Genomic DNA, 26,727 nt, shown 5'->3' with positions numbered 1-26,727 from the left:
TGCAAATTCTCAGACGCTGTTCATATAGTTCGCAGCAGCCTGTCTTTTAGGCGCCCCTAATCCATAGTTAATATTTTTGGGAATTATTTCATTTATGGTTTAATTATTGAAGTATGTACAATATCAAAAATTGATAATTGGACATGTTAAAACGATGATTAAAACCTTACTCATAACAGGCGGTACCGGATTTGTAGGTAAAGGACTGGTAAAGTTATTGCTGAAAAAAGGGTATCAGATTAACCTATTGGTACGCGAAGAGCCAGATGCGAAGCAAGACCCAAACCTTCGTACATTCAAGTGGGACGTATATAAAGGAGAAATTGATCAGAATTGCATTGAAAATGTAGATGCGATAATACATTTGGCCGGCGAGGAAATCGCTGCTAAACGATGGACAGACGAAAGAAAAAAACAAATCGTCGGGAGCCGCACTCAGTCCATCCGAATGATTTATGACCTGTTACGAAAGACTAAAAATCAGGTCAATCACATTATATCCGCATCGGCAGTTGGATACTATGGCGATAGGGCCAGTGAATTCCTTACAGAGGAAAGCCTTCCTTCAAAGGATTTTCTTGCAGAAACCTGTATTGCATGGGAAGAGGCTGTTGATGAAGGCCATAAGCTTGGACTGCGTGTAGTGAAACTTAGAAGCGGTATCATACTTGCTAAGAATGGAGGTGTACTCCCTCAAATGAATAAACCTATGCAGTTTGGCTTTGGAGTTATTCCAGGTTCCGGAGACCAATGGTTATCATGGATTCATTACCTCGACGCTCTTAATGTATACGCCTATGCTCTTGAAAACGAAAGTTTAAAGGGAGCCTATAATATGGTGGCTCCCGGAGCTGTTACTCTTGAAGAAATGATGCGATCCATGGCAAGCGCTATGGACAAAACCCCAATATTCGTCCACACGCCAGAATTCGCATTGAAGATTGCGATTGGAGAAATGAGCATCATGGCACTTGCAAGCACTAAAGTTTCGTCTGCAAAATTAGTAAACTCCGGATATAATTTTAAATATCCAGTCATTATGGAAGCGATGGAAGAAATTTATAGGAATGAAGAATCTATAGAACTTACTTAGTAACATCAGTTACTTTAACGTTGAAGAATAACGCTGAGAAAGCGGGAATCCCTTCGTTACCCTGCAATCCATAACCCAATGACGATGGCAAAATCATCCGTATTGTGCCGCCTTCCTTAATAAGGGGTATGGCCTCCTGCCAGCCTTTTACAACATCTGCAAGTCCGAGCGACGCAGGGCTACCTGTACTCGTTTTGTCAAAAATGGTTCCATTAAACAATTTGCCTTCATACTCAACTTTCACAGTAGAATCTACAGAGATCGGACTACCAGTCCCAGGGGCATCGATTTTATAGTACAAGCCTGAGGCTGTTTTAGTAAATCCTGTAAGTGCATTTGCTGCCAGGTACTTCTGGATCGTAAAATCTTCATACGCCGGCAGTTTATTTTTATCCAAAACCCTGACCGTAAGATCGAGTGAAGCATTTCCTGGTATTGTTCCGGCACCATTCCTTCCAAAGGCAGTCCGGGAGGGAATGATCATACGAATTGTACCAGATTTCTTTTTAAGAACTTCTTTTATTCCAATGCGAACACCTTCGGGATTGAAGTACCCGAGAAAGTTGAAATACCGGTTAGAATTACTGAAAGTATCCAATGACGAATACTTACCATCAAGCGATTTGATTGTGAATATCAATGGCAACTGATCAGAATACTCCACATCCGTACCTGAACCGGGATTAATAACTTCATAATAAATTCCGGAATTCTGATACTCAACAACATTAAGCTTGTTGGCCTGGATGTAAGCATTTATATTTTTGTCATCGATAATTTCAATGGAATCGTACTCTTTTTCGCAGGCTATAATAAGACTTAGCAAGAAGATGCAGGGTAATGTATATTTTAAAAGTTGCTTCATTTTCTATATCAATTTGTAACGTCCAGGAGCTCTATATCAAAATCCAAAACTGCATTCCCGGGGATAGGTCCCTGACCCGCAGGTCCATAAGCTAATCCGGAGGGTATAAGGAGCCTAATTTTGCCGCCTTTCTGTATTAATGGGATCCCGATCTGCCAGCCGGTTATAACTTGTCCGAGCTTGAATGAAATTGGCTGGGACGTTGTTGCGTCGAAAACATTCCCATTTAATAATCTTCCAGTGTATTTTGTGCTCACCGTTGTATTGCTCGTGTAAGAAATAGTTCCTGTTCCAGGACTCAGGATCTGATAGTAGATTCCGCTTGAATGTTTTTGAGCAGGAATGTTTTTATCGCTCATAAACTTGAGGATCGTTGAATCATCAATTTTTGTCTGCTCTTCAGGATCATCTTTTTTGCAGGAACCTGCAACCAACAACATTGGCAGTATAAGCAGTAGTAAATTTTTAAGTTTCATTTAATGATCAAGTCTCTTGTAGTAATTCAAAGTGCAAATTTATCCTTTTAAAGTTTAAAAAGTAAGGATTAACATTATTTAACAAAAAACAGCGTGTGATACCTGCAAGCCTTCACACGCTGTTTTTTGTCATTGACAGGAGATAGTGGAAAGTTGACAGTTTGCAAACGACAGTTATTTTACGCCAGGTTTAACATTATATACGAAAAAATAACTGTCAACTGTCCGCTGTTTAACTGTCAGCTTAGTAGCAGTATTTATTCGCCTCTATTAAGTGCTTAGCAACCCTTTGTCTGGTTTCTTTGATATTAAATGGCTCAACCTTTGTAAATCTCCTGAGTCCGACAAGCATCATTCTTAACTCATCACCCTCAGCGAAAGAGTAAAGTGCTTCCTTACCAGCAATGGCAACTTTATCGACTGCCTGGTATAAATATATCCTCATCATATCCAGCTGCCCCTCGCAAGCTCCCTCACCTCTCATTTTAACAAGTTTTTCCACACGAAGAATCGTGGATTCAGCCACATATATGTATCCGATTATATCTGCAATATTCATCAGGATTTCCTGTTCTTTGGAGAGCGTCATCATTAATTTTTGAACAGCTGCACCGGCAATCATTAATCCTGCTTTTTTAAGATTAGCCAGGATCTTTTTCTCGGCAGCAAACAAAGTGTCGTCTACTTCGCCAAAATCAGGAATGGACATCAATTCTCCAGCCACTGCCTGCGCCGGTGTCATAAGGTCGAGTTCTCCTTTCAATGCACGTTTCAAGAGCATATCCAGAATAAGCATTCTGTTGATTTCGTTCGTGCCTTCAAATATTCTGTTGATCCTGCTATCGCGATACGCCCTATCCATTGGAGCATCGGCAGAATAACCCATTCCCCCATATATTTGTACCCCTTCATCTACAATATAATCAAGCATTTCGGAGCCCCAAACTTTTAGAATCGCACACTCCACAGCAAACATTTCTGTGGATTTCAATTTTGCTTTTGAGGGATCCATCCCTTCTGCTACCAGGCTTTCGTACGCGTCATCAATATTCTGACCAGCACGATATGCAGCACTTTCGACTGCAAAATTACGGGTTGACATTTCTGCAAGCTTGTAACGAATTGCACCAAATTTTGAGATGGGGAGATTAAACTGTATCCTTTCATTAGAGTAATTAATAGCTTGATTTAATACCCTGCGTGACGAACCGATAGCTGCCACACCAAGTTTTATTCGCCCGATATTAAGAATATTAACGGCTATTTTAAACCCATTTTCCCTTTCAGAAAGCAGGTTGGCAACCGGTACCGGACAATCATTAAAAAATACCTGTCGCGTTGATGAACCCTTTATCCCCATCTTATGCTCTTCAGGATTCATAGTTATGCCACCGAAGTCCTTCTCGACAATAAACGCGGAAAGATTTTTATCGTCATCTACCTTAGCAAAAACTATGAAAATGTCTGCAAAACCGCCATTTGTGATCCACATCTTTTGCCCGTTGATCAAATAGTGTGTACCCTCCGCATTGAGAACTGCTTTTGTCCTGCCGGAATTAGCATCTGAACCTGAGTTAGGCTCTGTCAGACAATATGAAGCTTTCCACTCACCCGAAGCCAGCTTGGGAATATATTTGTCCTTTTGCTCAGTGTTTCCATAATAAAGGATAGGAAGAGTGCCAATACCTGTATGCGCGGATAGCGCCACAGCGAATGAACAGCCCGGGCCAATTGAATCAGCGACGAGCATAGATGTGTTAAAGTTCTTTCCAAACCCGCCATATTCTTCGGGAATTGAAACGGCGAGTAATCCAAGCTCCCCAGCCTTATCCATCAAACTTTCCATCAAACCTTCTTCCTGGGTATCAATCCTGTCCAGATTCGGATATACTTCAGATTCCAGAAAATCCTCACAAGTTTTCCGAATCATTAATTGTTCTTCATCGAACTCTTCAGGAATAAAAATGTCTTCGTAAGAGGTTTCGCGGATGAGGAATTCGCCGCCGCGGATGGAGATTTTGTTTTGTGTTTCCATATTTTAACTGACTATATTGATTAAGGAACAAGGAGCAAAGAGCAAAGACTGCCGCGGGTAATTTTTGGGTATCTGACTCCGGCCTCGTTCCACTTAAACTATTGAAGTGTTTTTAAAAATTGTGATAACATTTTCTGCAAAGACACTATTTTGGGCGTAAACTCATTCAGTTTCTCGTTACTAATAATTCCAAAGTCATTTGACAGGACTAGTTGTGTCTCTAATTCGAACAATGATCCTATAGATATTTTAATAAAATGTGCGAACTCCTTATTAGAAGATCTCGAAGATCCTTCTGAAATATTCGATGGCACCGAAACACTGCATCTATTAATTTGAGACACCAACCCATATTTTTCTTCTTTTGGAAAGGAGGCAGTTGTAGCGTAAACTTCCTTCGCAAGAATCATTGCATTCTGCCAAATAGTAAGTTTTCTAAAATTGTGCATTGAGAAAAGATAAAGCAGATAAATGTTAGTATTCTCATGATACACTTTCTAAATTATAATCTGCGTGTCCGTCCCAGTTGTGCTGCAAATTAACCAGCTAACGGTTCCAGTCCTTACTCTTTGCTCCTTGTTCCTTGTTCTTATAACAATTTAGCTAACGGCAACCCATGTCTTGGTTCTTGGTTCCTGGTTCCTGGTTCCTATAATAGTTCAAATATCCCCGCTGCCCCCTGCCCTGTCCCAACACACATTGTTACCATCCCGAATTTCTTGTCACGTCTTTTCAATTCATTAAATAGTTGAACGGTTAGTTTTGCGCCCGTGCATCCAAGTGGGTGGCCTAAAGCTATGGCGCCACCATTTACATTAAGCACCTCCTGATTAAGGTCCAGCGTACGAATAATTGCGAGCGATTGGGATGCAAAGGCTTCGTTAAGCTCAATGATATCTAGGTCTTCTTTTTTCATCCCAGCTTTTTTAAGGGCTAATGGAATTGCTTCAATCGGTCCAATCCCCATAATCCGGGGCGGTACTCCAGCCACACCATAGCTTACAAGGCGGGCGATGGGTTGTACGTTTAATTTTTTAAGCATCTTCTCAGAAACAACCAATACAAAAGCTGCTCCATCTGAAGTCTGGGATGAATTTCCTGCCGTAACTGATCCGCCGGCCGCAAATACTGGCTTAAGCCTGGCCAATTTATCTATTGCGGTATCTGCCCTCGGACCCTCATCGGTATCTACGATAAACTCTCTGGTTTTCTTTTTGAGATTTTCATCCAGATAATTCTCTTTGACAGTGATAGGCAAGACACCTTCTTTTAAATGGCCGTTCTTAATAGCTGCGACAGCTTTTTGATGTGATTTCAGGGAAAATTCATCCTGATCTTCCCGACTTACATTATATTCTTTCGCGACGGCCTCCGCGGTTAGTCCCATACCCCAGTACCAGTCAGGATGGCTTTTGGCAACATCCGCATTGGGTACCAGTTTCCATCCGCCGAAAGGCATACCCGACATAATTTCAACCCCGCCGGCAACAATGCAGTCGGCCATGCCTGACTTGATCTTTGCAGAAGCGATTGCGATGGTTTCTAAACCAGACGCGCAGTACCTGTTAACAGTCACCCCAGGAACTTTATCAGTATCTAATCCCATTAACGAGATCATACGTGCCAGATTCAAACCTTGCTCTGCTTCAGGAGTTGCGTTACCCACTATTACGTCATCGATTTCCTCTTTATCGAGGTTCGGCACTGCTGCGACCAGGTTTTTAATGACTTCCGCTGCCAGATCATCTGCACGTGTAAAGCGAAATACTCCCCGTGGGGCTTTCCCGACAGCAGTTCTATATGCAGCTATAATATATGCTTCTTTCATTTTGTGAGATATGAGATATGAGATATGAGCATTCGTATCTCTATTCTATTCGTAGCTTATTAATTCCGTAAAGGTTTTCCTTTAGTCAGTATGGATTGAATACGCTCCAACGTTTTCTTTTCACCACAGAGCGAAAGAAAAACTTCACGTTCCAGATCCAGGAGATATTGCTCAGTTACTAGCGTGGGTGATGATAAATCTCCGCCACAAAGAACATAGCCTAACTTCTCAGATATCTTTTTGTCGTGTTCAGAGATGAAGTTACCGGCGAACATCGAGTTAGCTCCGGCATATACGATTCCCATTCCCTGTTTACCTAGTACCCTGATATCTTTCCGCTGAATGGGTTTGGTGTAACCAGCCTCGGCAAGTTCGATTGCTTTTTCCTTGGCATCGGCAATCAGACGACCGCGGTTCATAGTGATGCTGTATTTATCCTTCTGAAGATAGCCAAGCTCGTAGGCTTCAACGCCTGAAGTAGAAACTTTAGCCATTCCAATAGTTAAAAAACGATCTCTTAAAGCCATTTGCTCAATCTGACCTTCTCTAAACTCGTCAGAAATGCGTAATGCAAATTCCTTCGTACCTCCCCCGCCGGGAATTAATCCGACGCCAAATTCAACAAGACCCATATATGTTTCAGCGTTAGTTTGAACATGATCTGCATGTAAACACAGTTCACAGCCGCCGCCTAAGGTGAGGTTATGAGCTGCTGCTACAACTGGTATTGAAGAATATCTCACACGCATCATTGCATTCTGAAACATCCGGATAGCGATATTTATTTCATCCCAATCCTGTTCAAGGGCGGCCATGAAAATCATTCCTATATTAGCACCCGCTGAAAAATTAGCACCATCATTTCCAATTACAAGCCCCCGGTATTCTTTTTCCGCAAGATCCAAAGCCTTGTTAAGTCCCTGAATTACCTCCCCGCCAATCGTATTCATCTTCGTGTGGATCTCAAGATTAAGGATGCCATCCCCAAGATCGATTATACTTGTACCGGAATTTTTCCAAATCGTTTTGCTTTCGCGGATATTATCAAGAATGATAAAATCGTCGGTACCCGGTACAACCTTATAAGTCTTCGATAGGATGTCATAATACATTTTAACCCCGTTTTCAACTTTATAAAATGATGTGTTGCCGGATTGAAGCATATCTTTTACCCAGGGTGCTGCCTGGTTACCGTACTTGTCCATCCCCTCCAACGCTTCTTTCACACCTAATGAGTCCCAAACTTCGAAAGGTCCGAGCTCCCAACCGAAGCCGGCACGCATGGCATCATCTATCCGGTACAGCTCATCTGAAATCTCCGGAATACGGTCGGATACATATTCGAACAAGCCAAAGAACGAAGTGCGGAAAAAGTCTCCTGCTTTGTCTGAACCTTTTGCAAATACCTTCATTCGCTCGCCTAGGTTTTCAACTGCCTTGGTAGCGTCAAGAGTTGCAGATTTTATTTTCTGCTGTGGCCGGTATTCAAACGTTTTCAAATCGAGGGCAAGGATCTCCGACTTTCCATCGGCACCTTTTATCTTTTTATAAAAACCTTGCTGTGTTTTATCACCCAGCCATTTATTTTCCTGCATTTTCTTGACATAAGCAGGCAATTCAAATAAATTGTGAGCTTTATCTTGCGGAAGGTTATCGAATAAACCGCCGGCTACGTTAATCATTGTATCTAAACCGACAACGTCAGTTGTTCGAAAAGTTGCAGATTTAGGACGACCAAGAGCTGGGCCAGTATATTTATCAACCTCTTCTACCGTCAGGTCCATTTTTTCCACGAGGTGCAACAAGGCCATAATGGAGTAAACACCAACCCTGTTGGCTATAAAGGCGGGAGTATCTTTACAAAGTACTGTAGTCTTTCCGAGGAACTTATCTCCGTAAGTCATCAGGAAATCTATGATCTCCGGCTTTGTCGCGGGGCCGGGAATGATTTCAAGCAAACGCAGATAGCGTGGCGGATTAAAAAAATGAGTTCCGCAAAAGTGTTCTCTGAAATCTTGCGACCGTCCCTCAGTCATTAAATGAATGGGAATGCCCGATGTATTTGAGCTGATCAAAGTTCCCGGGGTCCGGAATTTTTCAACTTCATCATAAATTTGCTTCTTAATATCCAGGCGCTCAACAACTACTTCAATAACCCAATCGCATTCGGCAATATCCTTCATATTGTCCTGGAAATTTCCTGTAATAATATTGCTCAGCACTTTCTTACTGAATATGGGCGAGGGATTTGATTTTATGGTACTATCAAGTGCAGCATTTACTATTTTATTCCTTAAAACTTTATCATCAAGCGTCAGGCCCTTTGCCTTCTCATCGCTACTGAGTTCCTTCGGTACCATATCCAGGAGCAATACCTCTGCACCAATATTGGCAAAGTGACAGGCAATGCGGGATCCCATTATCCCGGAGCCTAATACTGCTACTTTTCTGATCGTTCGTTTCATCATAATAAAATTTCAAGTAGTTGAACCGCTGTAGGGCGGGTTCAACTACTGAGGTTTATAATCAAAGGTTAGTTGATTTATTTTATTCAGGCTTTTTATTAACTGCAGGCGCTCTTTATCCGAAATGTGGGAGTTTAAAAACTCGTTAAACTTCCTGACAACGTCTTTAGCGATCTGTCGTTTTTCGACACCGAAAGGAGTTAAAAAGATCTTTACCGATCTCTTATCTGCCGTATCTGTTTCACGATAAATCAGTCCCAGTTCTTGCATATTATTTAGCATGCGGGAAAGACTAGTCGATTTAACGCCAGACAATACAGCGATCTGTGATACTGTAGTTCCTTCCTCGTGAATATTTATAAGCATATAGCCAAGGGCCTGAGTAATACCGTATTCCGCGGCTATCTGATTATATTTATTTGCAACGGTTTGCCAGACAATCTTCAAAAAGTAATCTACAGTCTCCTCTGGTTTCATATAATAATTACTATGCAAGCATAGCAAATTTAATAATAACTATTTAATATGCAAGCACATTGTTATTTTTGTTCATCAGCACTGTTATGTTTTGCATGATACCTGCCTGTCGGCAGGCAGGCTTGATACCAAGAACCTTGAAAAACAAAAACTACTACATATCCATTGCTGCGCTTTTTATTATCAGTGTTATGATCTGGAACGTCTTAACAGAACCCGGAATAAAAGACCTGAAGGGTAATTTCAAAGAGGTTGCATTTATCAGAAATGAGCAAAATACAGGCCCGGTTGTCCGTGTTTATGCTGTCACTGTTGAGGGGGAGCCCTGGGAAGAAATGAAGCAATATGGAGATTATATGCCACATACTAAATATGGGATCACAAAGATATATTTTTTTTCGGCCGACAAACCTTATCCTTCAGAACTTGGGTTAGGAGAAAATAATATTTCTAAACTATTCGAAAAGAACTGTTTTGCCATTTATGAGAAAGATGGTATGGGACAGGTTATTTTTCAGCAATATCCCTTCGCGAAATTAAATTAGAACGACGAGAACGTTAATTGAAATCTGGGGAGAGAGATTGGGTTGATACAGATTTACCAGCCCAGTTTAGTATCGTCGCCTCTAGGATCCGCCCCGCCCTCATAGTATCCCCATTTAGTTTTCAGTATCGCATCGACCCTGCCAATTGCTCCTCTCTCGCGAAATTTATAACCTTTCTGCGTGAGCCTCACGACTGTCATGCTATCCAAGCCTTTTCTTTCCATTGCAACCTCGTCTGGAAACCATTGGTGATGGAACCTTTTTGCACTAACCGCGGCCTGCATACTTCTATCAAAGTCAACAACATTTAGAATAGTTTGAAAAACGGATGTTATAATGGTGGAGCCACCTGGCGTTCCGACCACCATAAACAATTGGCCATGTTTTTCCAGGATAGTGGGCGTCATAGCACTTAACATTCTCTTATTAGGTTGCACTGAATTAGCTTCACCGCCTAGAAGACCGTACATATTTGGTGATCCGGGTTTAACGGAGAAGTCGTCCATCTCATTATTAAGAAGGAAACCGGCTCCTTTTACGAATACTTTTGATCCGTAGCTTCCATTGATAGTTGTAGTAATTGAGACTGCATTTCCAGATTTATCTACAATAGAAAAGTGCGTGGTTTCCTCACTTTCCATAGGCACCTCACCAGCTTTAATATCTGTGCTCAGGGTGGCCTTGTTCCAGTTAAAATTACTCATGCGCACTTTAGAATAGATGGGAAGGATCAAATATTTCTGAGGAACTTTGTAAAAATCTGGGTCACCCAGATGGGATGCCCGGTCGGCATATACCCGCCGTTCCGCCTCAACCATTACCTGAATTGTTGAATCAGAGTTGTATCCCCAGCGTCTCAATGGGAAAGGCTCAACTGAATTTAGCAATTGTAATAGTGCAATACCTCCGCTTGAAGGTGGCGGTACGGTTATAACTTTATAATCTCTATAATTTCCTACGATCGGCTCCCGCCAAACTGCGTGATAATTTTTAAGATCTTCTTTGCTTATCAAACCGCCACCCGACTGCATTTCAGCAACGATATGGTCTGCTACCTTGCCCCTGTAAAAGCCTTCACGGCCATTATCACGAATCAACTCAAGTGTATTTGCAAGATCTTCCTGTACCCACAGCTCGCCAGTTGTCCAGGAATCCTTAATATAGTATGACTTACCAGGATTATATTTCTTAAAGTCTTTTTGTTCACCGACAAAATCACGCGACTGATTTTCCGTAACCGGAAATCCATTTCTTGCTAAATCAAGTGATGGCTGGACCACTTCCGCCCAGGGCAATTCACCATATTTAGCATGAGCTTGCACCATTCCATCCACACTTCCCGGAACGCCTGCAGCGAGATGGCCATAAAGGCTTTTTTCAGTAATTGGATTACCTTGGAGATCCAGGTACATATCCCGGCTGGCCATTCCGGGTGCTTTTTCGCGGAAATCGAGTGCGGCTATATCACCCTGAGCAGAACGGTAAACCATGAAACCACCCCCGCCAATGTTTCCTGCCGAAGGGTAAACGACTGCTAGTGCAAATTGGACTGCCACAGCGGCATCAACAGCATTTCCTCCCTTTTTCAGGATGTCAAGGCCTACCTTTGAGGCAGACGGATGAGCTGTAACAACCATTCCATTTTTAAATTCCCCACTATTATTTTTTCCTACCTGTCCGCCTACGCATGACGAAAGAAATATCGCTGCAAGAAAAAGTCCTTTTAAACTGCCCTTAATTTGAATTTTACTGGTTTGCATTTCTATATAATTGCTCTACTTGGGTTTTATATTTTTCTAAAATAGCCTTCCTTCTCAGACTTAACTTTGGGGTTAACTCTCCCCCATCAATAGTCCACTCCGCAGGAAGCAGATCGATCTTTTTCACCTTTTCCCAGTTTCCAAAATCTTCGTTGTATTTCTCGATCTCCGACCAGATCTTGTCGATCACCCTTTGATCTTTCACCATTTCCTGATTCGTAGTGTATGGAATATCCCTTTTTTCACACCATTTCTCCAGAGTGGCAAAAGATGGCAAAACCAGGGCAGCAGGAAAACGCTCATTTTCCCCAATAACCATCACCTGCTCAATAAAAATAGACTCTTTGAACTTATTTTCCAGCATTTGCGGTGCAATATATTTTCCACCGGCTGTCTTAAATATCTCTTTTTTTCTGTCGGTGATTCGAAGATATTGACCATCAACGATTTCACCTATATCGCCGGTGTGGAAAAAACCATCTTTATCGATCACCTCAGCGCTAAGGTCAGGGCGATTATAATACCCCTTCATCACGTTAGGACCTTTACAAAGTATCTCACCATCTTCAGCAATTTTCACCTCTACATTTTTTATAGTCCTGCCAACTGTGGTAAATTTTGCTTCACCTTTTCGCAGCCCGTTTACGTTAATGACTGGCGATGTTTCTGTTAGTCCGTAGCCTTCCAGGACTGGCATTCCTGCAGCCCAAAAAACCCGGGCGAGCCTTGGTTGTAATGCGGCGCCTCCTGAAACAATAGCCATAATATTGCCCCCCAGGGCCTCTCGCCACTTGTTAAATACAAGTTTATTAGCAATCTTTAACTGCAATTCGTACCAGGGCCCATTTTTGCCATCCATCTCATACTTAAGTCCCAGATTCAGTGCCCAAAAAAATAATTTGCGTTTAATTCCGGACAATTGCGATCCTTTTTCCACAATGCGGTCGTAAACTTTCTCCAGGAGTCTTGGAACAGTAGTGAACCCATGAGGCTTAATATCTGCTATATCGGCCGCAATCGTATCCATACTCTGTGCATAATAGACCGAAACACCCAGGTAGAAATACATATAGAGTACCATCCTTTCAAAAACGTGTGAAAGGGGCAAAAAACTAATTGCCTTGGAAAATTCTTTAGGATATAATTTTGAAGATTCTATAACATTGGTTACCAGGTTATTGTGGGTAAGCATAACTCCCTTAGGCGTTCCTGTAGTCCCAGATGTATATATAAGAGTCAGTAAATCATCAGGCTTTATTTCCTTGCGGTAGTCTTCAAGGTCAATGCTTTTATTCTGCTCACCCATGCTGACAATATCTTTCCAATTAGGCATGCCGTCGATTATGTCAAAACTGAAAATTTCAAAATCGGCCTTATCTCTGGATCTCACGGTATTCAATTTATCGAATAGGACTTTGTCAGATACAAACACCAGTTTTATGTCAGCGTCTTTTACGATGAATTTTATGTCGCTTTCTGCCAAAGTTGGATACATCGGAACCTGTGTTGCTCCCATCTGCATGATTCCAAAATCGCAAATATTCCATTCCGGGCGGTTTGGTGACATGATGGCAACTTTGTCACCTTTCTTGATTCCTTTGCTGATCAGTCCGCGACTCACCGAATTTACTTCATCAACGAACTCTTGCGTTGTGTATTTGACCCACTCGCCATTTCTCTTAGATGCAACAATATCCTCCTTATTAAACTTTTCCAAAGAAAGTTTCAAGAGATCGAAAACCCTGGTTATTTCAGCCATAACTTATTTTAAGAACTTAATAAACGGAATTTAGCAATTTAATTAAAGAAAAATGCCAGATACAGAAATTAATAACCCATCAGCAAGATTCAGAATTATTTAAAAATAAGTCTACATACGTTAATCGATTCATCTTCGTTATACTTTTTAAGGTAAAAATAATAAGCCGGGAATTGAGCAACTGGCATTGTATTTGAAAAGTTGGTGCAAACAATATATACAGATGAAAAAGCTATTACTCCTTTGCCTGACTGCCGGGCTTTTATTAATAACACAGTCAAGTGCTAATGCACAATCGTACGAAAATGCTATTGGGGTCAGAATAGGCTCCTATAATGGTGTGAATTTTAAAACCTTTTTGAACACAAACAAAGCGCTGGACCTTAACTTGTCTGTTAGAAGTAATGACGATTTCAAGCGCTTCATCCTCACAGGCTTATATGAAGTTCATAATCCAATAAATGGTGCACCGGGTCTATTGTGGTATTACGGTGGTGGTGGGAGTATCGGATCTTATAAAGTAAAGAATTTTGAAAGCGATGTTTTTCTTAGTGCTGACGGGGTTCTTGGTCTTGACTACAAAATTGATGGTATTCCATTGAATCTGGCATTGGACTGGAGACCAAGACTTGAATTGACTCCTAATACCAATTTTGGTACAGGGGACGTTGGTCTGGCAATAAGATTGACATTTTAACTAAAATTGAAACAGCGGCTTCAAATAGCTGCTGTTTCGATTTATTATAACTTTAACCATCGCTTCCTGACGCTCAGCTGCGCTGCAGAAGGCGCATCAACTGTAGAAATATTGTAACTTGCAGAGGGATTTTTTCCTAAAGTGACTTCTATTACTTTGTCCAGGCCATCCCTGATTACTGATACTTTAACCTTATCGCCCACACGCTGTCCAGCGATATACTTGAGAATTTCAAGTGATCCGCCTGATGTCTTTTTGATAACATAACTATCAATTGACACGATTTCATCATTTACATTTAAGCCATCATTCCACGCACCGCTTCCGCGAGTAACCTGGCTGATAATCATTTTTCCCTCCCTTAAAGATGAGGCAATACCCAGAAAAGGCTCAACAACCTGTTCTGCATCATTTCTAATAGCAAAGCCAGCATAATTCAAATACTTATTGTAATCAATGGTTGTCAGACCGTTTATATAGTTATCATAAATTTCATTAAAAGAATGGCCAGCTATTTTTTCAGCCATCGCTTTAAATTCCTTGTCCGTGTAACCACGCTTTTGCTTTACATAATATTCATCGTACATGGCTTTCATAACTTCATCCAGCCCTGCCTTCCCCTTTGTAGAATGAATGATTTCAAGGTCCATTATTAAAGCTATTACTGATCCTTTACTATAATAAGAAACCGTAGAGTTTCGGGAATTCTCGTTTGGACGATATTGCTTGATCCAGGCATCAAAACTTGACTCGCTGGCCGTCTGAACCTTGTTACCAGGCTCATTCTCCAGCGCACTTATAGCTGAGGCCAAACCTGAAAGATATTTTTCGGGAGTGAGTAAACCGGCTCGCTTGGTAAAGATATCCTGGTAATAGGCTGTGAAACCTTCAGCGATCCATAGATTGCTTGTATAATTCTCCGCGTCGTAATTAAAAGGACCCAACGCTATCGGACGAAGCCGCTTCACATTCCACAAATGAAAATACTCATGAGATACAAGGGCTAAAAACCTTAATAAGCCTGCCTCCGTACTATATGCGTTTCTAGAGGCCCCCAAGACTGTTGAATTCAGATGTTCCAGACCACCCCCTCCTGAATTGAAATTATGCACTATGAATACATATCTCTTATTGGGGTTTACTCCATATACCTTCGTTTGTTCATGAACGATTTTTGCCATATCACGCTTCAAAATTTCTTTATCATAGTTACCACCGCCGTACATCGCTACTTCATGAACTACTCCTGCGGCGTTAAATTCAAAAACATCCTGATTACCCACTTCTATCGGAGAATCGTATAGAATATCAAAATCAGCGGCAGAGTAAGTGTTTACTTTAGATAGAACCTTCTCGAGTCCGGTTGAGATTACCGTCCATCCTTTATATGGAATGATGGTTACAGTTGATGGTAACTTAAGCTTTCCCTCAGGGTATAAAAACAAACCTGTCGGGGATAAGAAGGCATGCGATTCGTCAACAAAACTTGTGCGGACGGAAATCTCAAAGGAGTAAACCCTGTAATTTACTTTGATAGAACCGTTCTTAGCCGTGTTGACCTGCCAGGTGTTCTTATTAACTTTACTAACGTTCAGCATATTACCAGTAGAACCAGATGCTTTAAAGCTCTCCACATTTTTTGCAAACTCACGAATGAGGTACGAACCGGGTGTCCAAACTGGCATTTTCAAATTGATTTGATCAACTTTCAGCCCCGATATTTCCATTTCGACATCAGCATAGTGGGCCTGAGGCTCGGTGAAGGACACCTTGAAGGTAATTTTCTCCTGCGCGCTTAAAGAAGTCGTGATAACTGCCATAAAAATTAAAAATGTTATAGATCTCATAATTCGGATTTGTGCCAAAATTAAGTTAATGCTTAGGATTTAATATAAGCGGCTAAATTAAGCTGTAAAATAGTTGCTACAACAATCTATTTGAAAATAGAAAAAATAGCTTTGTGTGGAAACTGAAAAAACATCTTTCTCTTGAACAAATGATTTAGCTCACCTTAATTTGGTTAGGAGATTTTGATAATCTTCCTTTATTTGTACCCTTTCCAACTTTTAAACCGTTTTTAATTTTAACAGGAAAATCAAGTTTTTGATTTGGTGTAAAGTAAACATCTTTATGCATCTTAAACCTTTAACCGATTTAGTAGTCTAAATTTCGGGATATGACCAAAACAGAATAAATAAATAATTAGATATTGTACGCAACCAAAACCCCTCAAATTAAATCTTAAGCCACTATATGAAAATCAAGTATATTGTATACACAATTCTGTTTCTCCTTTTTGGAGCCTTTGTTGTCTACAGAATCAAAGCAAATAGCCAATTAGGAAACGCGGGTGCCAGAGGGGGCGCTGGCGGGCGAGGGGGTGCTCCCGCGGGATCGATGGTACCTGTGAACGGTATTATAGTTGAGCCGAAAAACTTCTCGAATTCTCTATCAGTAACAGGTTCTCTTGAAGCTAATGAACAGATAGAAATCAGATCGGAAGTGTCCGGGATCATTAAAGGTTTATATTTTAAAGAAGGAAGTAACGTCAGAAAAGGACAAACCTTACTCAAAATAAACGATATAGAACTCCAGGCACAGTTATCTCAGGCATTGACTCGTGAAAAGTTGGCTTCAGAAACTGAACGCAGAGCTAAATTATTATTAACTAAAGAGGCTATCAGTAACGAAGAATATGATATAGCTCTTGCGGATAAAAGCACCCTGCAGGCCGCCACACGATTGATACGGGCACAAATCTCCAGAACGTTAGTGATAGCCCCCTTTAGTGGCAGAATCGGACTGCGTACCGTGTCTGTTGGAGGCTACATTACTCCTGCAACGATAGTCGCAAGTCTGATAAGCATTGATCCCATCAAAGTTATATTTTCTGTTCCTGAGAAGTATTCGCAGCAAATGCTAACCGGCTCAACTATTCAATTCAGTGTTGCGGGCTCGAGCAAAAGCAACACGGCCCGGGTTTATGCTATAGAGCCTGGCATCAACTCAACCTCACGTACTCTTCAGATAGCCGCGCGGGCATCTAACCCTGGGGGTGAATTGCTTCCTGGGTCATTTACAAAAGTTGACCTGCCCCTCGCAACTATTTCGAACGCTATACTAATCCCTTCAGAATCAATAATTCCTGTAGAACAGGGAAAAAAGGTTTTTATCGCCAGAAATGGCAAAGCTGTGGAAGTTCTAATTGAAACAAGTAGCCGTACCGAGAAAGAAGTATTGGTTACTTCGGGCTTGCAAAAAGGAGATACTGTATTGATAACCGGCATTATGGCTCTAAAACCCGATAGCCAGATAAAAGTAAAAATCATACCAAATTAATTTTTATGAGCTTATCATCCACCAGCATAAAAAGACCGGTTCTGGCTATTGTCATGAATTTAGTGCTTGTACTTTTTGGTATTATCGGTTTCACATTTTTGGGTATCAGAGAGTTCCCGTCTATTGACCCCCCAATAATTTCGGTACAAACAAGGTATGCGGGTGCTAACTCAGACGTTATTGAGTCGCAGATTACCGAGCCCCTTGAAAAGGCGCTAAATTCTATTGATGGGATCCGGAATATAACTTCCTCCAGCAGCCAGGGAATAAGCAATATTTCCGTTGAATTTACTCTTGACAAGAATCTGGAAGAGGCTGCAAATGACATCCGGGATAAGGTGTCACAGGCTTCCGGGAGTCTGCCACAAGATATTGACTCTCCACCCGTCGTATCGAAACAAGATGCTGATTCGCAGCCGATCATGGTTTACACCATGAAAAGCAGTGTTCGCAATGCACTGGAGCTCAGTAAATATGCCGACAACACCATTGTACCAAGGTTTCAAACGATCCCTGGCGTAAGTAGTTTGCGCATTTGGGGTGAAAAAAGGTATGCAATGCGCATGTGGATCGATCCTAACAAGCTTTCGGCATATGGGCTCACTGCACTGGATATCCGAAATGCATTGAACCAGCAAAATGTAGAGTTGCCTTCCGGCAAACTTACCGGTAATAATACTGAACTCGGCATAAAGACCATAGGCAACCTGAACACCGTAGAGGGTTTCAACAATCTTATACTTAAAACTGATTCAAATCGAATTACGAGGTTTAGCGATGTTGGCGAGGCTGTACTTGCGCCAGAAAACATGGAAAGTGTAATGAGGGAGTCGGGAACACCAATGATTGGTCTCGCTGTTACACCGCAGCCTGGAACAAATTATCTTGAGATTGCTAAGCTTGTTAATGCACGTTTTGAGCAAATATTAAAAGAACTTCCTAAAGATATTGAGCTAAAGCCAGCAATTGACAACACCGTGTTTATTAAAAATTCTGTGATGGAGGTTGCCGAAACAATTTTAATCTCCCTGATTTTAGTTATCCTTATTATTTACCTCTTTTTCCGCGACTGGAGTATTGCCTTCAGGCCCCTGATTGATATCCCAGTATCATTAATAGCAACATTTTTCATTATGTACCTTTTCGGCTTTTCCATCAACGTACTTACCCTCCTGGCAATTGTCCTGGCAACGGGTCTGGTGGTAGATGATGGAATCGTTGTGACCGAGAATATCTATAAAAAGGTTGAAGAAGGTATGTCGCCGTTTGAAGCGGCAATAAAAGGTTCTAACGAAATATTTTGGGCAGTAATTTCGATTTCGGTTACACTCGCTGCAGTATTTCTACCAGTAATTTTCCTGGAAGGTTTCGTAGGACGGCTGTTTAGGGAATTTGGAGTGGTGATAGGTGCAGCGGTACTTATTTCAGCTTTTGTTTCGCTAACCCTTACGCCGATGCTTAATGCGTATCTGATGAAAGGCGGAGTGCAGAAGAAATCAAAGTTCTACAACATGACTGAGCCTTATTTCGTGAAGATGACAACTGGGTATTCAGACGCATTGGAAAGTTTTATGACCAGAAGATGGGTCAGTTTCCCCATTATTGCAATTTGCATAGCCATGATTGCCCTCTTCTGGTTTACGCTTCAGAAAGAAACTGCACCCTATGATGACCGAAGTTTCATTAGCGTGCAGGCAAGTGCCCCCGAAGGAGCTACATTCGAGTATATGGACAGGTTTATTCTCGACTTGACTAAATTAGTTAACGATTCTATACCAGAGAAAATAGTCAATATCGGTTTTACATCTCCCGGATTTGGTGGAATGGGCTCGACAAACTCAGGTTTTTTGCGTATTGGGCTTACAGAGCCTGGCGAACGCAATCGTTCACAGAAAGAGATTGCCAATTCCCTGACAAGCATGACCAGAAAATATACTTCCGGCAGGACCCAGGTGACTGAGCAACCTACTATTGCTGTGAACCGCCGCGGTGGTTTACCTATACAATTTATCATTCAGGCACCTAATTTTGCCAAATTGCAGGAGAAGATCCCGCTTTTTTTGAATGAGGCTGCAAAAGATCCTACTTTTTCAAATAGTGATGTAAACCTCAAGTTCAATAAGCCTGAAATAAATATAAGCATAGACCGCGATAAGGCCCAAAGCCTTGGTGTATCCGTGCTTGATGTAGCTCAATCTCTACAACTCGCATTAAGCGGGCAACGGTTTGGCTATTTCATTATGAACGGTAAACAATATTCGGTGTTGGGCCAGTATGCGAAAAGCGACAGGGATGATCCACTGGATCTAACTTCAACATTTGTAAGAAATGACCAGGGACAACTGATCCAACTAGACAACCTTGTCTCAGTGAGAGAAATTAGTAGTCCCCCACAGCTTTATCATAACAATAGATTCCTGTCCGCAACAGTCTCTGCAGGATTAGCACCGGGAAAAAGCATTGGCGATGGTATTGATGCGATGGATCGAATAGCGGATAAAGTTCTTGATGACACATTTACAACGTCCCTTAGCGGCGAGTCAAGAGACTTTCAGGAAAGTTCCTCGAATACGCTCTTTGCTTTCGGCTTAGCCCTCCTGTTGGTCTATCTTATTCTAGCAGCGCAGTTTGAGAGTTTTATAGACCCGCTAATTATCATTATTACAGTTCCGATGGCTGTAGCGGGCGCGTTTCTATCGCTATGGCTTTTTGGTCAAACATGGAACATCTTCAGTCAGATCGGTACCATTATGCTCATAGGATTAGTCACGAAGAACGGAATTCTGATCGTAGAATTTGCGAACCAGCTAAAGGAGCGTGGAATTCCTCTTCAAAAGGCGATAGTGGAAGCATCTGTGGCCCGCTTACGTCCGATACTTATGACCAGCCTCGCTATTGCCCTGGGAGCATTACCTATCGCTATGGCTTTAGGCGCAGCGGCAAAGAGCAGAATGAGTATGGGAATTGTGATTATTGGAGGGACTTTATTTTCTCTCGTTTTAACTCTCTTCGTTATCCCGGCAATATATTCAATGTGGTCTAAGGAACACAAACAACTTCCTGATTTTGGGGAAGGTGAAAACACTGAAGACAAAGAGGAAAAGCTGGAACTTGCCCATTTATAAATGCGTTATAGCCGATTTTAAGAATGAAATTCAAAGGAATAATATTATATCTGACTACCTATTTTGCTCTAACACTAAGCTCGAATGCACAGGAACGGCTGACACTGGAACAAGCGGTGCAGATTGCACTTGAAAATAATTACGATATTAAAGTCACGAGGAATGATATTGAAATAGCCAAAACCAATGTTAGTCGCGCTAACGCCGGAATGCTTCCCGTAGTTACCGGAAACTTTAGTTCAAATAATACAATGTCTAATACCAAACAAACACTCGCCAGTGGTGTAACTCAGGAAAGAAATGGAGCCCGGAATTCAAATTTAGGCTTTGGTCCGGTATTAAACTGGCAGGTGTTCGACGGTTTCGGCATGTTTGCGCGGTACGACCAGTTAAAAGAATTGCAGCAATTAGGCGAGTCTAATTTCAGATTAACTATTCAAACCACGCTGGCGGATGTAATTAACAATTATTATGATTTAGTCCAGCAGCAACAGCAAATAAAAGCCCTGGATGGCGCAGTTGATATTTCGAGGTTAAGATTAAGGAATTCAGAAAACAGATATACAATCGGGCGTGCCGCTAAATTAGAAGTCTTGGTTGCAACTGTTGATCTTAATACTGATACAACAAATTTATTAAGACAACTTAATCTGTACAGAGGCACTAAGATTAGACTTAACGAATTACTGGCGAGAGACATTTCCACAGATTTTACAGTATCAGACACAATCATCATTCAGAATAAGCTTGTACTTGCTGATTTACAAACAATAGCGAATCAACAAAATCCTGCCTTGCAATTGGCAATAATCAACAAACGAATTGCAGAACTCAACTTAAAACAAGTTAAAGCTTTGCGATATCCTAATGTTTCAGTCAATACAGGGTATAATTTCAATAAATCAACCTCCGCACTAGGCTTTGCGAGAAACTCTGTCGGACGGGGATTAAATTATGGAATGACAGCATCGATTAACCTTTTTAACGGGATGCTTCAGAATAGAAATGAGAAAACTGCATCAATCGAAATAGATAATGCTCAGTTGGAATATGAAAAGATCAATCAGAATATTTCAGCCCAATTAAATTCATTCTACCAAACCTTTCAAACAAACCTCGAACTGATGCGTCTCGAGAAACAAAACCTGGAAGTAGCCCGGCAGAATCTGGATATTACGATGGAAAAATTCAGGCTTGGTAGTGTCGCCCCACTCGAATTCAGAGAAGCTCAACGGAACTACATCGACGCAAGCGCGAGATTTACAAATTCTCAGTACCAGGCTAAGCTTGCAGAGATATCACTTCAGCAACTTTCCGGAGCACTCTCACTTAATTAGAAGGGACCATTATTTGCTAAAGTCCAAAGATTTAGTATTTTTGATTGGATGAATGCGTATAGATATAAAAATGTGTTACTTATTGACGATAATCACATTGACAACCTGATCAATCGCAAAATATTAGATAATGCCAATTTCGCTGAAATAATCACTGTAATAGACTCACCGCAGGAAGCTTTCGATTTTGTACGCGATTCAATAACAACAGGAAAAAATATTCCGGAAGTTATCTTTCTCGATCTAAGAATGCCCGTAATGAGTGGATTTGAGTTTCTCAAGTCTATAATTGAACTTCCTAATCTAAAACCTGATTTATTCAAAATTTACGTTCTCTCTTCATCACTTGATCCAAAGGATTTAAAACGTATAAAAGAAAACCACCTTGTATCCAAGTTTATAGGTAAACCCCTAACAAATCAGATACTTGAAGAAATATAGATATTACTATGTTATTAGTTGCTGATAGCGGCTCCACCAAGGCAGACTGGATATTAACACGCTCTGACAATCAGACAATCCATTTCAGGACTAAGGGAATCAACCCTTTTTTTCTAACAGAGAAAGATATAACGCAGATATTTCATAATGCTTCTGAGATTCAGGAATACGTTGGTCAGGTAAAAGAGATCTACTTTTTTGGTGCTGGTTGTTCAAGTCCCGATCGAAGAGAAATTATATCAAACGCTCTTTCTAAAGTATTTAAGAACGCATTTGTAAGTGTAGATGTCGACATAATTGCCTCCATTTATGCAACCTGCGGATCATCCGAGGGAATTTGTTGCATTTTGGGAACAGGATCTAATATCTCGTATTTCGATGGTAGCAAAATTCACGAAAGCAACCATGGATTGGGGTATATTCTCGGAGACGAGGGCTCTGGAACTTTTTTTGGCAGAAAGCTATTAACCTCGTTTTTATATGGTAAAATGCCACTGGAATTAAGGGCTACATTTAAAAAGAAGTTTAATGTGGATAAAGAATCTGTTATTAATCGAATCTATCAACAACCATCTCCAAACTCATTTTTAGCTTCTTTCGCACCGTTTATGAGCGATCATATTGATCACCCTTTCATTGCAGCACTCTTAAAAAGCGGGTTCGAGGAATTTGTTGAAACCAATATAAAATCATTACCCGACTACACAAAACAGGTTTGCCATTTTGTTGGATCGGTTGCATTTCATTTTAAAGAAATACTTATCGAAGTGTGTGAAATCAAAGGTATTCATGTTGGGAAAATCCTCAAGCATCCCATAGATGAGTTGTCGACTTTTATCCACAATAACGGGGTCAAAAGCCTGTAATTTCTACGTCAAAACCATATCTGGATTATAGTTAATGGAATCATGGTATGCCTGGCTTAAATCATTGACAGAATTAACCTCAAAATCAATCCCCCACGGTGTCCAGGAGATGAACCGAAGCTTGTCTGCGGCAATTTTATTTCCATCCTTAATTCCTTTAGAAATTTCTTCGTAAATCCCGAAACTGCCTAAACTATAATAATTAATCCTGGTTGTCCGGCCATTAATTACGTGGGATTTAATTAACTTAAATCCCATATTTTTCATCCAGCTTTTAATCGCAGCTATTTTACTTCTCGCCATGGTAATCGTATTTTTACAAAACACTTTCATCGAAAATCAAGCCAAGAAATAAACTTCACGACGTCCATTCCTGATAAATGCGGTTTCACTATATAAGACCGTAATATTTTTATTTTTTATTTCGAGCCAACTGTATTCCAGCAAGTTAGCCGTGTTAAAAAGTAAACACCCTGCAGTAATAATATCCACACCCAGTAATTTCAATTGCCGTCCCATTTAATCCATGAGTGACGTTTATCTTTCTCATATTTGAACTATAATGGAGATGGAAATAGTCGGTTACATTGCGTCGTTGTTTATAGGCCTTTCACTTGGGATTATAGGAGGTGGAGGTTCAGTTTTGACAGTTCCGATACTTGTCTACTTTTTTAATATTGAACCAATACTCGCTACTGCTTATTCGCTTTTTATAGTTGGCTCGACAAGTGCCGTCGGAGCCCTACAAAAATGGATCAAAAAGGAAATCAGCTTTAAAGTTGCACTTACATTCGGTCTGCCTTCCCTAATAACTGTCTACGTCATCCGAACGTTTCTCATTCCGGCAATACCGGATATCATTTACCAGAATAACGATATGCTAATTCGAAAAGGCCCTCTAGCGTTGGTCTTATTCGCGATTTTAATGATAGCTGCGTCCATTGGTATTCTGAAGCCTCAGGAAATCAAACGTCCGGTATTACCACAAACTCAAGGACTGATACTATTGGGTATAGCTGTGGGTATATTATCTGGTTTACTGGGAGCAGGGGGTGGCTTTATTATCATACCGGCACTAATTTTTTATGCTTCGCTCGATATCAAAACGGCGGTTGGATCTTCTTTAGTAATTATAGCATTAAATTCTTTAGTAGGATTTACAGGAGATATTGTACATCATTCAATGGATTGGACCAAATTGCTTTCAATAACAGCACTGGGCATTGCGGGGACATTCATCGGCAACTGGCTTTCCGGGCAGCTACCAGCGACAAGGATCAAAAAGATATTTGGATGGTTTATTCTGCTGACAGGCGTGCTAATCCTGGCTATGGAGCTATTCGCTTTAACATAATTGTTGCACACATTCTAAAAGAAAAACATTCTTTGTATTTTTGATTTGTTTAAAGGGTATACCAGAAACTTATCCTGGATTTGACTGTCAAGTCACATGGATTCTCTCAAAAGTGTAGTTCAAAAATTCACATAATGGATCAGATGATATTCAATACTTTCAATCTAAGAATCATTCAAATTCTTTGCCTTTTTATTATCCTGGGGAGTTTTGAAGATGTTAATGCGCAGACATCACCAAACACTTCCAAGACTCTTGATATGCCAAATTTATGGAAAGCAAAGGACCTGCTTCAACCAGCAGATCTCGCTTTGACCCTAAGAAATTCTAAAGCTAAACGTCCAGTGATTTATAATATCGGAGTGGTGGAAGATATTGAGAGTGCCAATAACCTGGGAGCCGCCAGTAAAGTTGTTAATCTAGATAAACTAAAACAAAATCTTAAGAATCTACCAAAGAGTACGGTGGTAGTTATTTATTGCGGTTGCTGCCCCTTCGAGAAATGCCCCAATATCAGGCCTGCATTTAGTCTTATGAAGAAGATGGGATTTACAAATGGAAAACTATTGAATATCCCGGTCAACTTGAAGCAGGATTGGATTAACAAGGGTTATCCGATGCTATCCAAGAATTAGGCTCGCTGACAATAATTTTTCGTTGACAGAATATAATTAAATAAGTTGGTTAATTTTTTACCACATTTGTGGAAATTATTTCCCAAAGTGAGATTTCTCAAAAATAATAATCTACTCTCAAAGCACCAGCATAGGTTATTAAAACTGGCATCAGGCTTGTCTAATTTAGCTGTCTAAGTTTAATCGATAGTATCCCAAGCCCCTTAGTGATATTCCCGAGTTTTTTGGAATTATTACTTAAATGCGTCGATACTCGAATTAGAATTAAACCTTAAACTTTAAGGATTAAATTAATGAGAAAACAAATTCTGATTGTTGATGATGAGTTAAGTATTCATAAAATCCTAAATTTTATTTTATCAGCTGATTACGACCTCGTAGTTAAGGAAAATGGCGCTGAAGCATTAAGCTGGCTTGAAGATGGTAATAATCCGGATTTGATTATTTCTGATCTGGAAATGCCCTATATTGATGGGGAGTCATTTATTCGCAACCTGAAGATAAGCGGGTTATTCCCCAATACACCAGTAATTCTAATCTCAAGCGCAGATAATCTGGAAGGCATAGTACAGCGGATGGCCTACAAGGCAGATTGCTTTTTTAAGAAACCATTTAATTCAGCAGAACTTAAATCCTGTATTATCGCCTCTCTTCTTAACTATGATCTCACTAACCCGTGAGCAAAAATTTGGCAAACTCAGTTCTAAAAATTCAACATTAGGTTATTTGAAGATCTAGTGACATTTCCTGGTACACCTTCTGTGTACAACAAGAAAATTATCGTTGGACTTAGCTAATCAATACAAAAAAAAGCAGAAAGAAAACAGATATTTTTTGAAAGAGAAACAAAAAAAAATGATACCTTTTATGTTCTAAATAATTTTCTTATTTGACTACTGAATAGTGTTGAAAGCGGCCTGGCCGCTTTTTTATATTGAAAAATAATAATATATGGTAAAAAAATACGCTTTATTATGTTTGGTTTGCCTTCTTCTACAGGCTCCTCCGTCAAGGAGCCAGGACTCCATGATGCCAGAAATCTCTAATGTGTTTCTTGAGAAATTAATTGCTACTGCAAAAGACAATTATCCCAGGCTAAATTCGTACAAGGCGCGTATTGACATTGCTAAAAGCAATGTTTCCAGTGAACAGCTTTCCTGGCTAGACGCATTCAGTTTTACATATCTCTACACACCAGAAAGCGTTCAGAATATCCGGAATCCTGTCATCTTTAATGGCTATCAGGCAGCTGTATCAGTAAATCTTGGAGCGCTTATGCAAAAACCGGCTAATGTTAAACAAGCGAAACTGGAGCAAAAAATTGCACAAAACGAGCAGCAAGAATATCAACTTACCATTGAAAGCGAAGTCAAACGCCGTTATTTTGCTTACATGCAACACGTCAACGCTTTAAAATTACAATCCAAGCTTGTATCAGACATGCAAAACATGAGTCGCGAAACAAGATCCCGGTATGAAAAAAGAGAAACAAGTTTTGAGGTATATAGTCGAAGTCAACATGCTGTTTCTTTAGCTATCCAAAACAAAATTGCTATTGAATCGAACTTTCTATCTGCAAAGGCGCTCTTGGAGGAACTTCTCACTAAAAAGCTTGAAGAGGTCCTTTAAT

23 protein-coding genes are annotated in these 26,727 nt (G+C 40.6%); 12 read left to right on the top strand and 11 right to left on the bottom strand.

The features are described from left to right. The first annotated feature begins 154 nt into the window (after nt 1-154). Nucleotides 155-1,093: a TIGR01777 family oxidoreductase gene (locus ACLL8Z_RS05010; RefSeq protein ID WP_411273667.1), complete on the top strand. Its 939-nt coding sequence runs from the start codon at nt 155-157 to the stop codon at nt 1,091-1,093. Here ACLL8Z_RS05010 and ACLL8Z_RS05005 read toward each other — a convergent pair. The 7 genes from ACLL8Z_RS05005 to ACLL8Z_RS04975 all read right to left on the bottom strand — a co-directional run bounded on the left by ACLL8Z_RS05005 (nt 1,086) and on the right by ACLL8Z_RS04975 (nt 9,239). Further along, entirely contained in the window at nt 1,086-1,958 is an 873-nt protein-coding gene (locus ACLL8Z_RS05005) for an FKBP-type peptidyl-prolyl cis-trans isomerase (protein ID WP_411273666.1), read from the bottom strand. The genes ACLL8Z_RS05010 and ACLL8Z_RS05005 overlap by 8 nt on opposite strands. Before the next feature lie 8 nt (nt 1,959-1,966). Continuing rightward, entirely contained in the window at nt 1,967-2,434 is a 468-nt protein-coding gene (locus ACLL8Z_RS05000) for an FKBP-type peptidyl-prolyl cis-trans isomerase (protein ID WP_411273665.1), read from the bottom strand. 244 nt (nt 2,435-2,678) lie between these two features. Continuing rightward, entirely contained in the window at nt 2,679-4,469 is a 1,791-nt protein-coding gene (locus ACLL8Z_RS04995) for an acyl-CoA dehydrogenase family protein (protein ID WP_411273664.1), read from the bottom strand. Between the two features lie 98 nt (nt 4,470-4,567). Then, the gene (locus tag ACLL8Z_RS04990) at nt 4,568-4,918 is read right to left on the bottom strand and encodes a four helix bundle protein (protein ID WP_411273663.1); all 351 of its coding nucleotides are present in this window, start codon (nt 4,916-4,918) and stop codon (nt 4,568-4,570) included. Between the two features lie 200 nt (nt 4,919-5,118). Further along, entirely contained in the window at nt 5,119-6,297 is a 1,179-nt protein-coding gene (locus ACLL8Z_RS04985) for an acetyl-CoA C-acyltransferase (RefSeq protein WP_411273662.1), read from the bottom strand. Between the two features lie 59 nt (nt 6,298-6,356). After that, nucleotides 6,357-8,762, bottom strand: coding sequence for a 3-hydroxyacyl-CoA dehydrogenase NAD-binding domain-containing protein (locus tag ACLL8Z_RS04980; RefSeq protein ID WP_411273687.1), 2,406 nt, complete (start codon nt 8,760-8,762; stop codon nt 6,357-6,359). Between the two features lie 45 nt (nt 8,763-8,807). Next, a complete protein-coding gene (locus ACLL8Z_RS04975) occupies nt 8,808-9,239 on the bottom strand; it encodes a MarR family winged helix-turn-helix transcriptional regulator (protein ID WP_411273661.1) in 432 nt (143 codons plus the stop codon). A gap of 191 nt (nt 9,240-9,430) precedes the next feature. Here ACLL8Z_RS04975 and ACLL8Z_RS04970 point away from each other — a divergent pair, with 191 nt between their 5' ends. Further along, the gene (locus ACLL8Z_RS04970; RefSeq protein WP_411273660.1) at nt 9,431-9,784 is read left to right on the top strand and encodes a hypothetical protein; all 354 of its coding nucleotides are present in this window, start codon (nt 9,431-9,433) and stop codon (nt 9,782-9,784) included. A gap of 53 nt (nt 9,785-9,837) precedes the next feature. Here the strand turns inward: ACLL8Z_RS04970 and ggt are convergent, their stop codons facing one another. Then, nucleotides 9,838-11,544 (bottom strand): gamma-glutamyltransferase, encoded by a 1,707-nt coding sequence (gene ggt, locus ACLL8Z_RS04965; RefSeq protein ID WP_411273659.1) that lies wholly within the window; start codon nt 11,542-11,544, stop codon nt 9,838-9,840. After that, nucleotides 11,531-13,303, bottom strand: coding sequence for an AMP-dependent synthetase/ligase (locus ACLL8Z_RS04960; RefSeq protein WP_411273658.1), 1,773 nt, complete (start codon nt 13,301-13,303; stop codon nt 11,531-11,533). Before ACLL8Z_RS04960 ends, ggt begins: the two co-directional genes overlap by 14 nt. Before the next feature lie 223 nt (nt 13,304-13,526). Here ACLL8Z_RS04960 and ACLL8Z_RS04955 point away from each other — a divergent pair, with 223 nt between their 5' ends. Next, nucleotides 13,527-14,000, top strand: coding sequence for a hypothetical protein (locus tag ACLL8Z_RS04955; protein ID WP_411273657.1), 474 nt, complete (start codon nt 13,527-13,529; stop codon nt 13,998-14,000). 44 nt (nt 14,001-14,044) lie between these two features. On the opposite strand, the gene ACLL8Z_RS04950 is transcribed toward ACLL8Z_RS04955, so the two are convergent. Then, nucleotides 14,045-15,820 carry a M61 family metallopeptidase gene (locus ACLL8Z_RS04950; RefSeq protein WP_411273656.1) on the bottom strand — a complete coding sequence of 592 codons (1,776 nt, stop codon included), beginning with the start codon at nt 15,818-15,820 and terminating at the stop codon, nt 14,045-14,047. Nucleotides 15,821-16,253: 433 nt separating this feature from the next. Here ACLL8Z_RS04950 and ACLL8Z_RS04945 point away from each other — a divergent pair, with 433 nt between their 5' ends. From ACLL8Z_RS04945 to ACLL8Z_RS04925, 5 genes are read left to right on the top strand one after another with little or no spacing between them, the layout of a single operon-like run. Further along, the gene (locus ACLL8Z_RS04945) at nt 16,254-17,339 is read left to right on the top strand and encodes an efflux RND transporter periplasmic adaptor subunit (RefSeq protein ID WP_411273655.1); all 1,086 of its coding nucleotides are present in this window, start codon (nt 16,254-16,256) and stop codon (nt 17,337-17,339) included. A gap of 5 nt (nt 17,340-17,344) precedes the next feature. Next, nucleotides 17,345-20,464 carry an efflux RND transporter permease subunit gene (locus ACLL8Z_RS04940; RefSeq protein ID WP_411273654.1) on the top strand — a complete coding sequence of 1,040 codons (3,120 nt, stop codon included), beginning with the start codon at nt 17,345-17,347 and terminating at the stop codon, nt 20,462-20,464. 23 nt (nt 20,465-20,487) lie between these two features. Beyond that, on the top strand, nt 20,488-21,801 hold the full coding sequence (locus ACLL8Z_RS04935) for a TolC family protein (protein ID WP_411273653.1): 1,314 nt from the start codon (nt 20,488-20,490) through the stop codon (nt 21,799-21,801). A 48-nt stretch (nt 21,802-21,849) separates the two neighbouring features. After that, the gene (locus tag ACLL8Z_RS04930) at nt 21,850-22,242 is read left to right on the top strand and encodes a response regulator (protein WP_411273652.1); all 393 of its coding nucleotides are present in this window, start codon (nt 21,850-21,852) and stop codon (nt 22,240-22,242) included. An 8-nt stretch (nt 22,243-22,250) separates the two neighbouring features. Next, nucleotides 22,251-23,108, top strand: a complete 858-nt coding sequence (locus ACLL8Z_RS04925; RefSeq protein ID WP_411273651.1) for an N-acetylglucosamine kinase — start codon at nt 22,251-22,253, stop codon at nt 23,106-23,108. Nucleotides 23,109-23,111: 3 nt separating this feature from the next. Here ACLL8Z_RS04925 and ACLL8Z_RS04920 read toward each other — a convergent pair whose 3' ends face one another. Continuing rightward, complete coding sequence (locus ACLL8Z_RS04920; protein ID WP_411273650.1) at nt 23,112-23,411, bottom strand: hypothetical protein; 300 nt, start codon at nt 23,409-23,411, stop codon at nt 23,112-23,114. Between the two features lie 259 nt (nt 23,412-23,670). Here ACLL8Z_RS04920 and ACLL8Z_RS04915 point away from each other — a divergent pair, with 259 nt between their 5' ends. The 4 genes from ACLL8Z_RS04915 (at nt 23,671) to ACLL8Z_RS04900 (ending at nt 26,726) form a co-directional block, all read left to right on the top strand. Next, the gene (locus tag ACLL8Z_RS04915) at nt 23,671-24,462 is read left to right on the top strand and encodes a sulfite exporter TauE/SafE family protein (RefSeq protein ID WP_411273649.1); all 792 of its coding nucleotides are present in this window, start codon (nt 23,671-23,673) and stop codon (nt 24,460-24,462) included. A gap of 134 nt (nt 24,463-24,596) precedes the next feature. Next, the gene (locus tag ACLL8Z_RS04910; protein WP_411273648.1) at nt 24,597-25,097 is read left to right on the top strand and encodes a rhodanese-like domain-containing protein; all 501 of its coding nucleotides are present in this window, start codon (nt 24,597-24,599) and stop codon (nt 25,095-25,097) included. 293 nt (nt 25,098-25,390) lie between these two features. Further along, the gene (locus ACLL8Z_RS04905; RefSeq protein WP_411273647.1) at nt 25,391-25,777 is read left to right on the top strand and encodes a response regulator; all 387 of its coding nucleotides are present in this window, start codon (nt 25,391-25,393) and stop codon (nt 25,775-25,777) included. Nucleotides 25,778-26,048: 271 nt separating this feature from the next. Further along, nucleotides 26,049-26,726: a TolC family protein gene (locus ACLL8Z_RS04900; RefSeq protein WP_411273646.1), complete on the top strand. Its 678-nt coding sequence runs from the start codon at nt 26,049-26,051 to the stop codon at nt 26,724-26,726. Nucleotide 26,727 lies beyond the last annotated feature (1 nt).

Source organism: Daejeonella sp. (assembly GCF_046590655.1).
Taxonomy (GTDB): domain Bacteria; phylum Bacteroidota; class Bacteroidia; order Sphingobacteriales; family Sphingobacteriaceae; genus Daejeonella.
The sequence above is the reverse complement of the archived record's forward strand: the minus strand, read 5'-3'. Positions and strand labels throughout refer to the sequence as shown.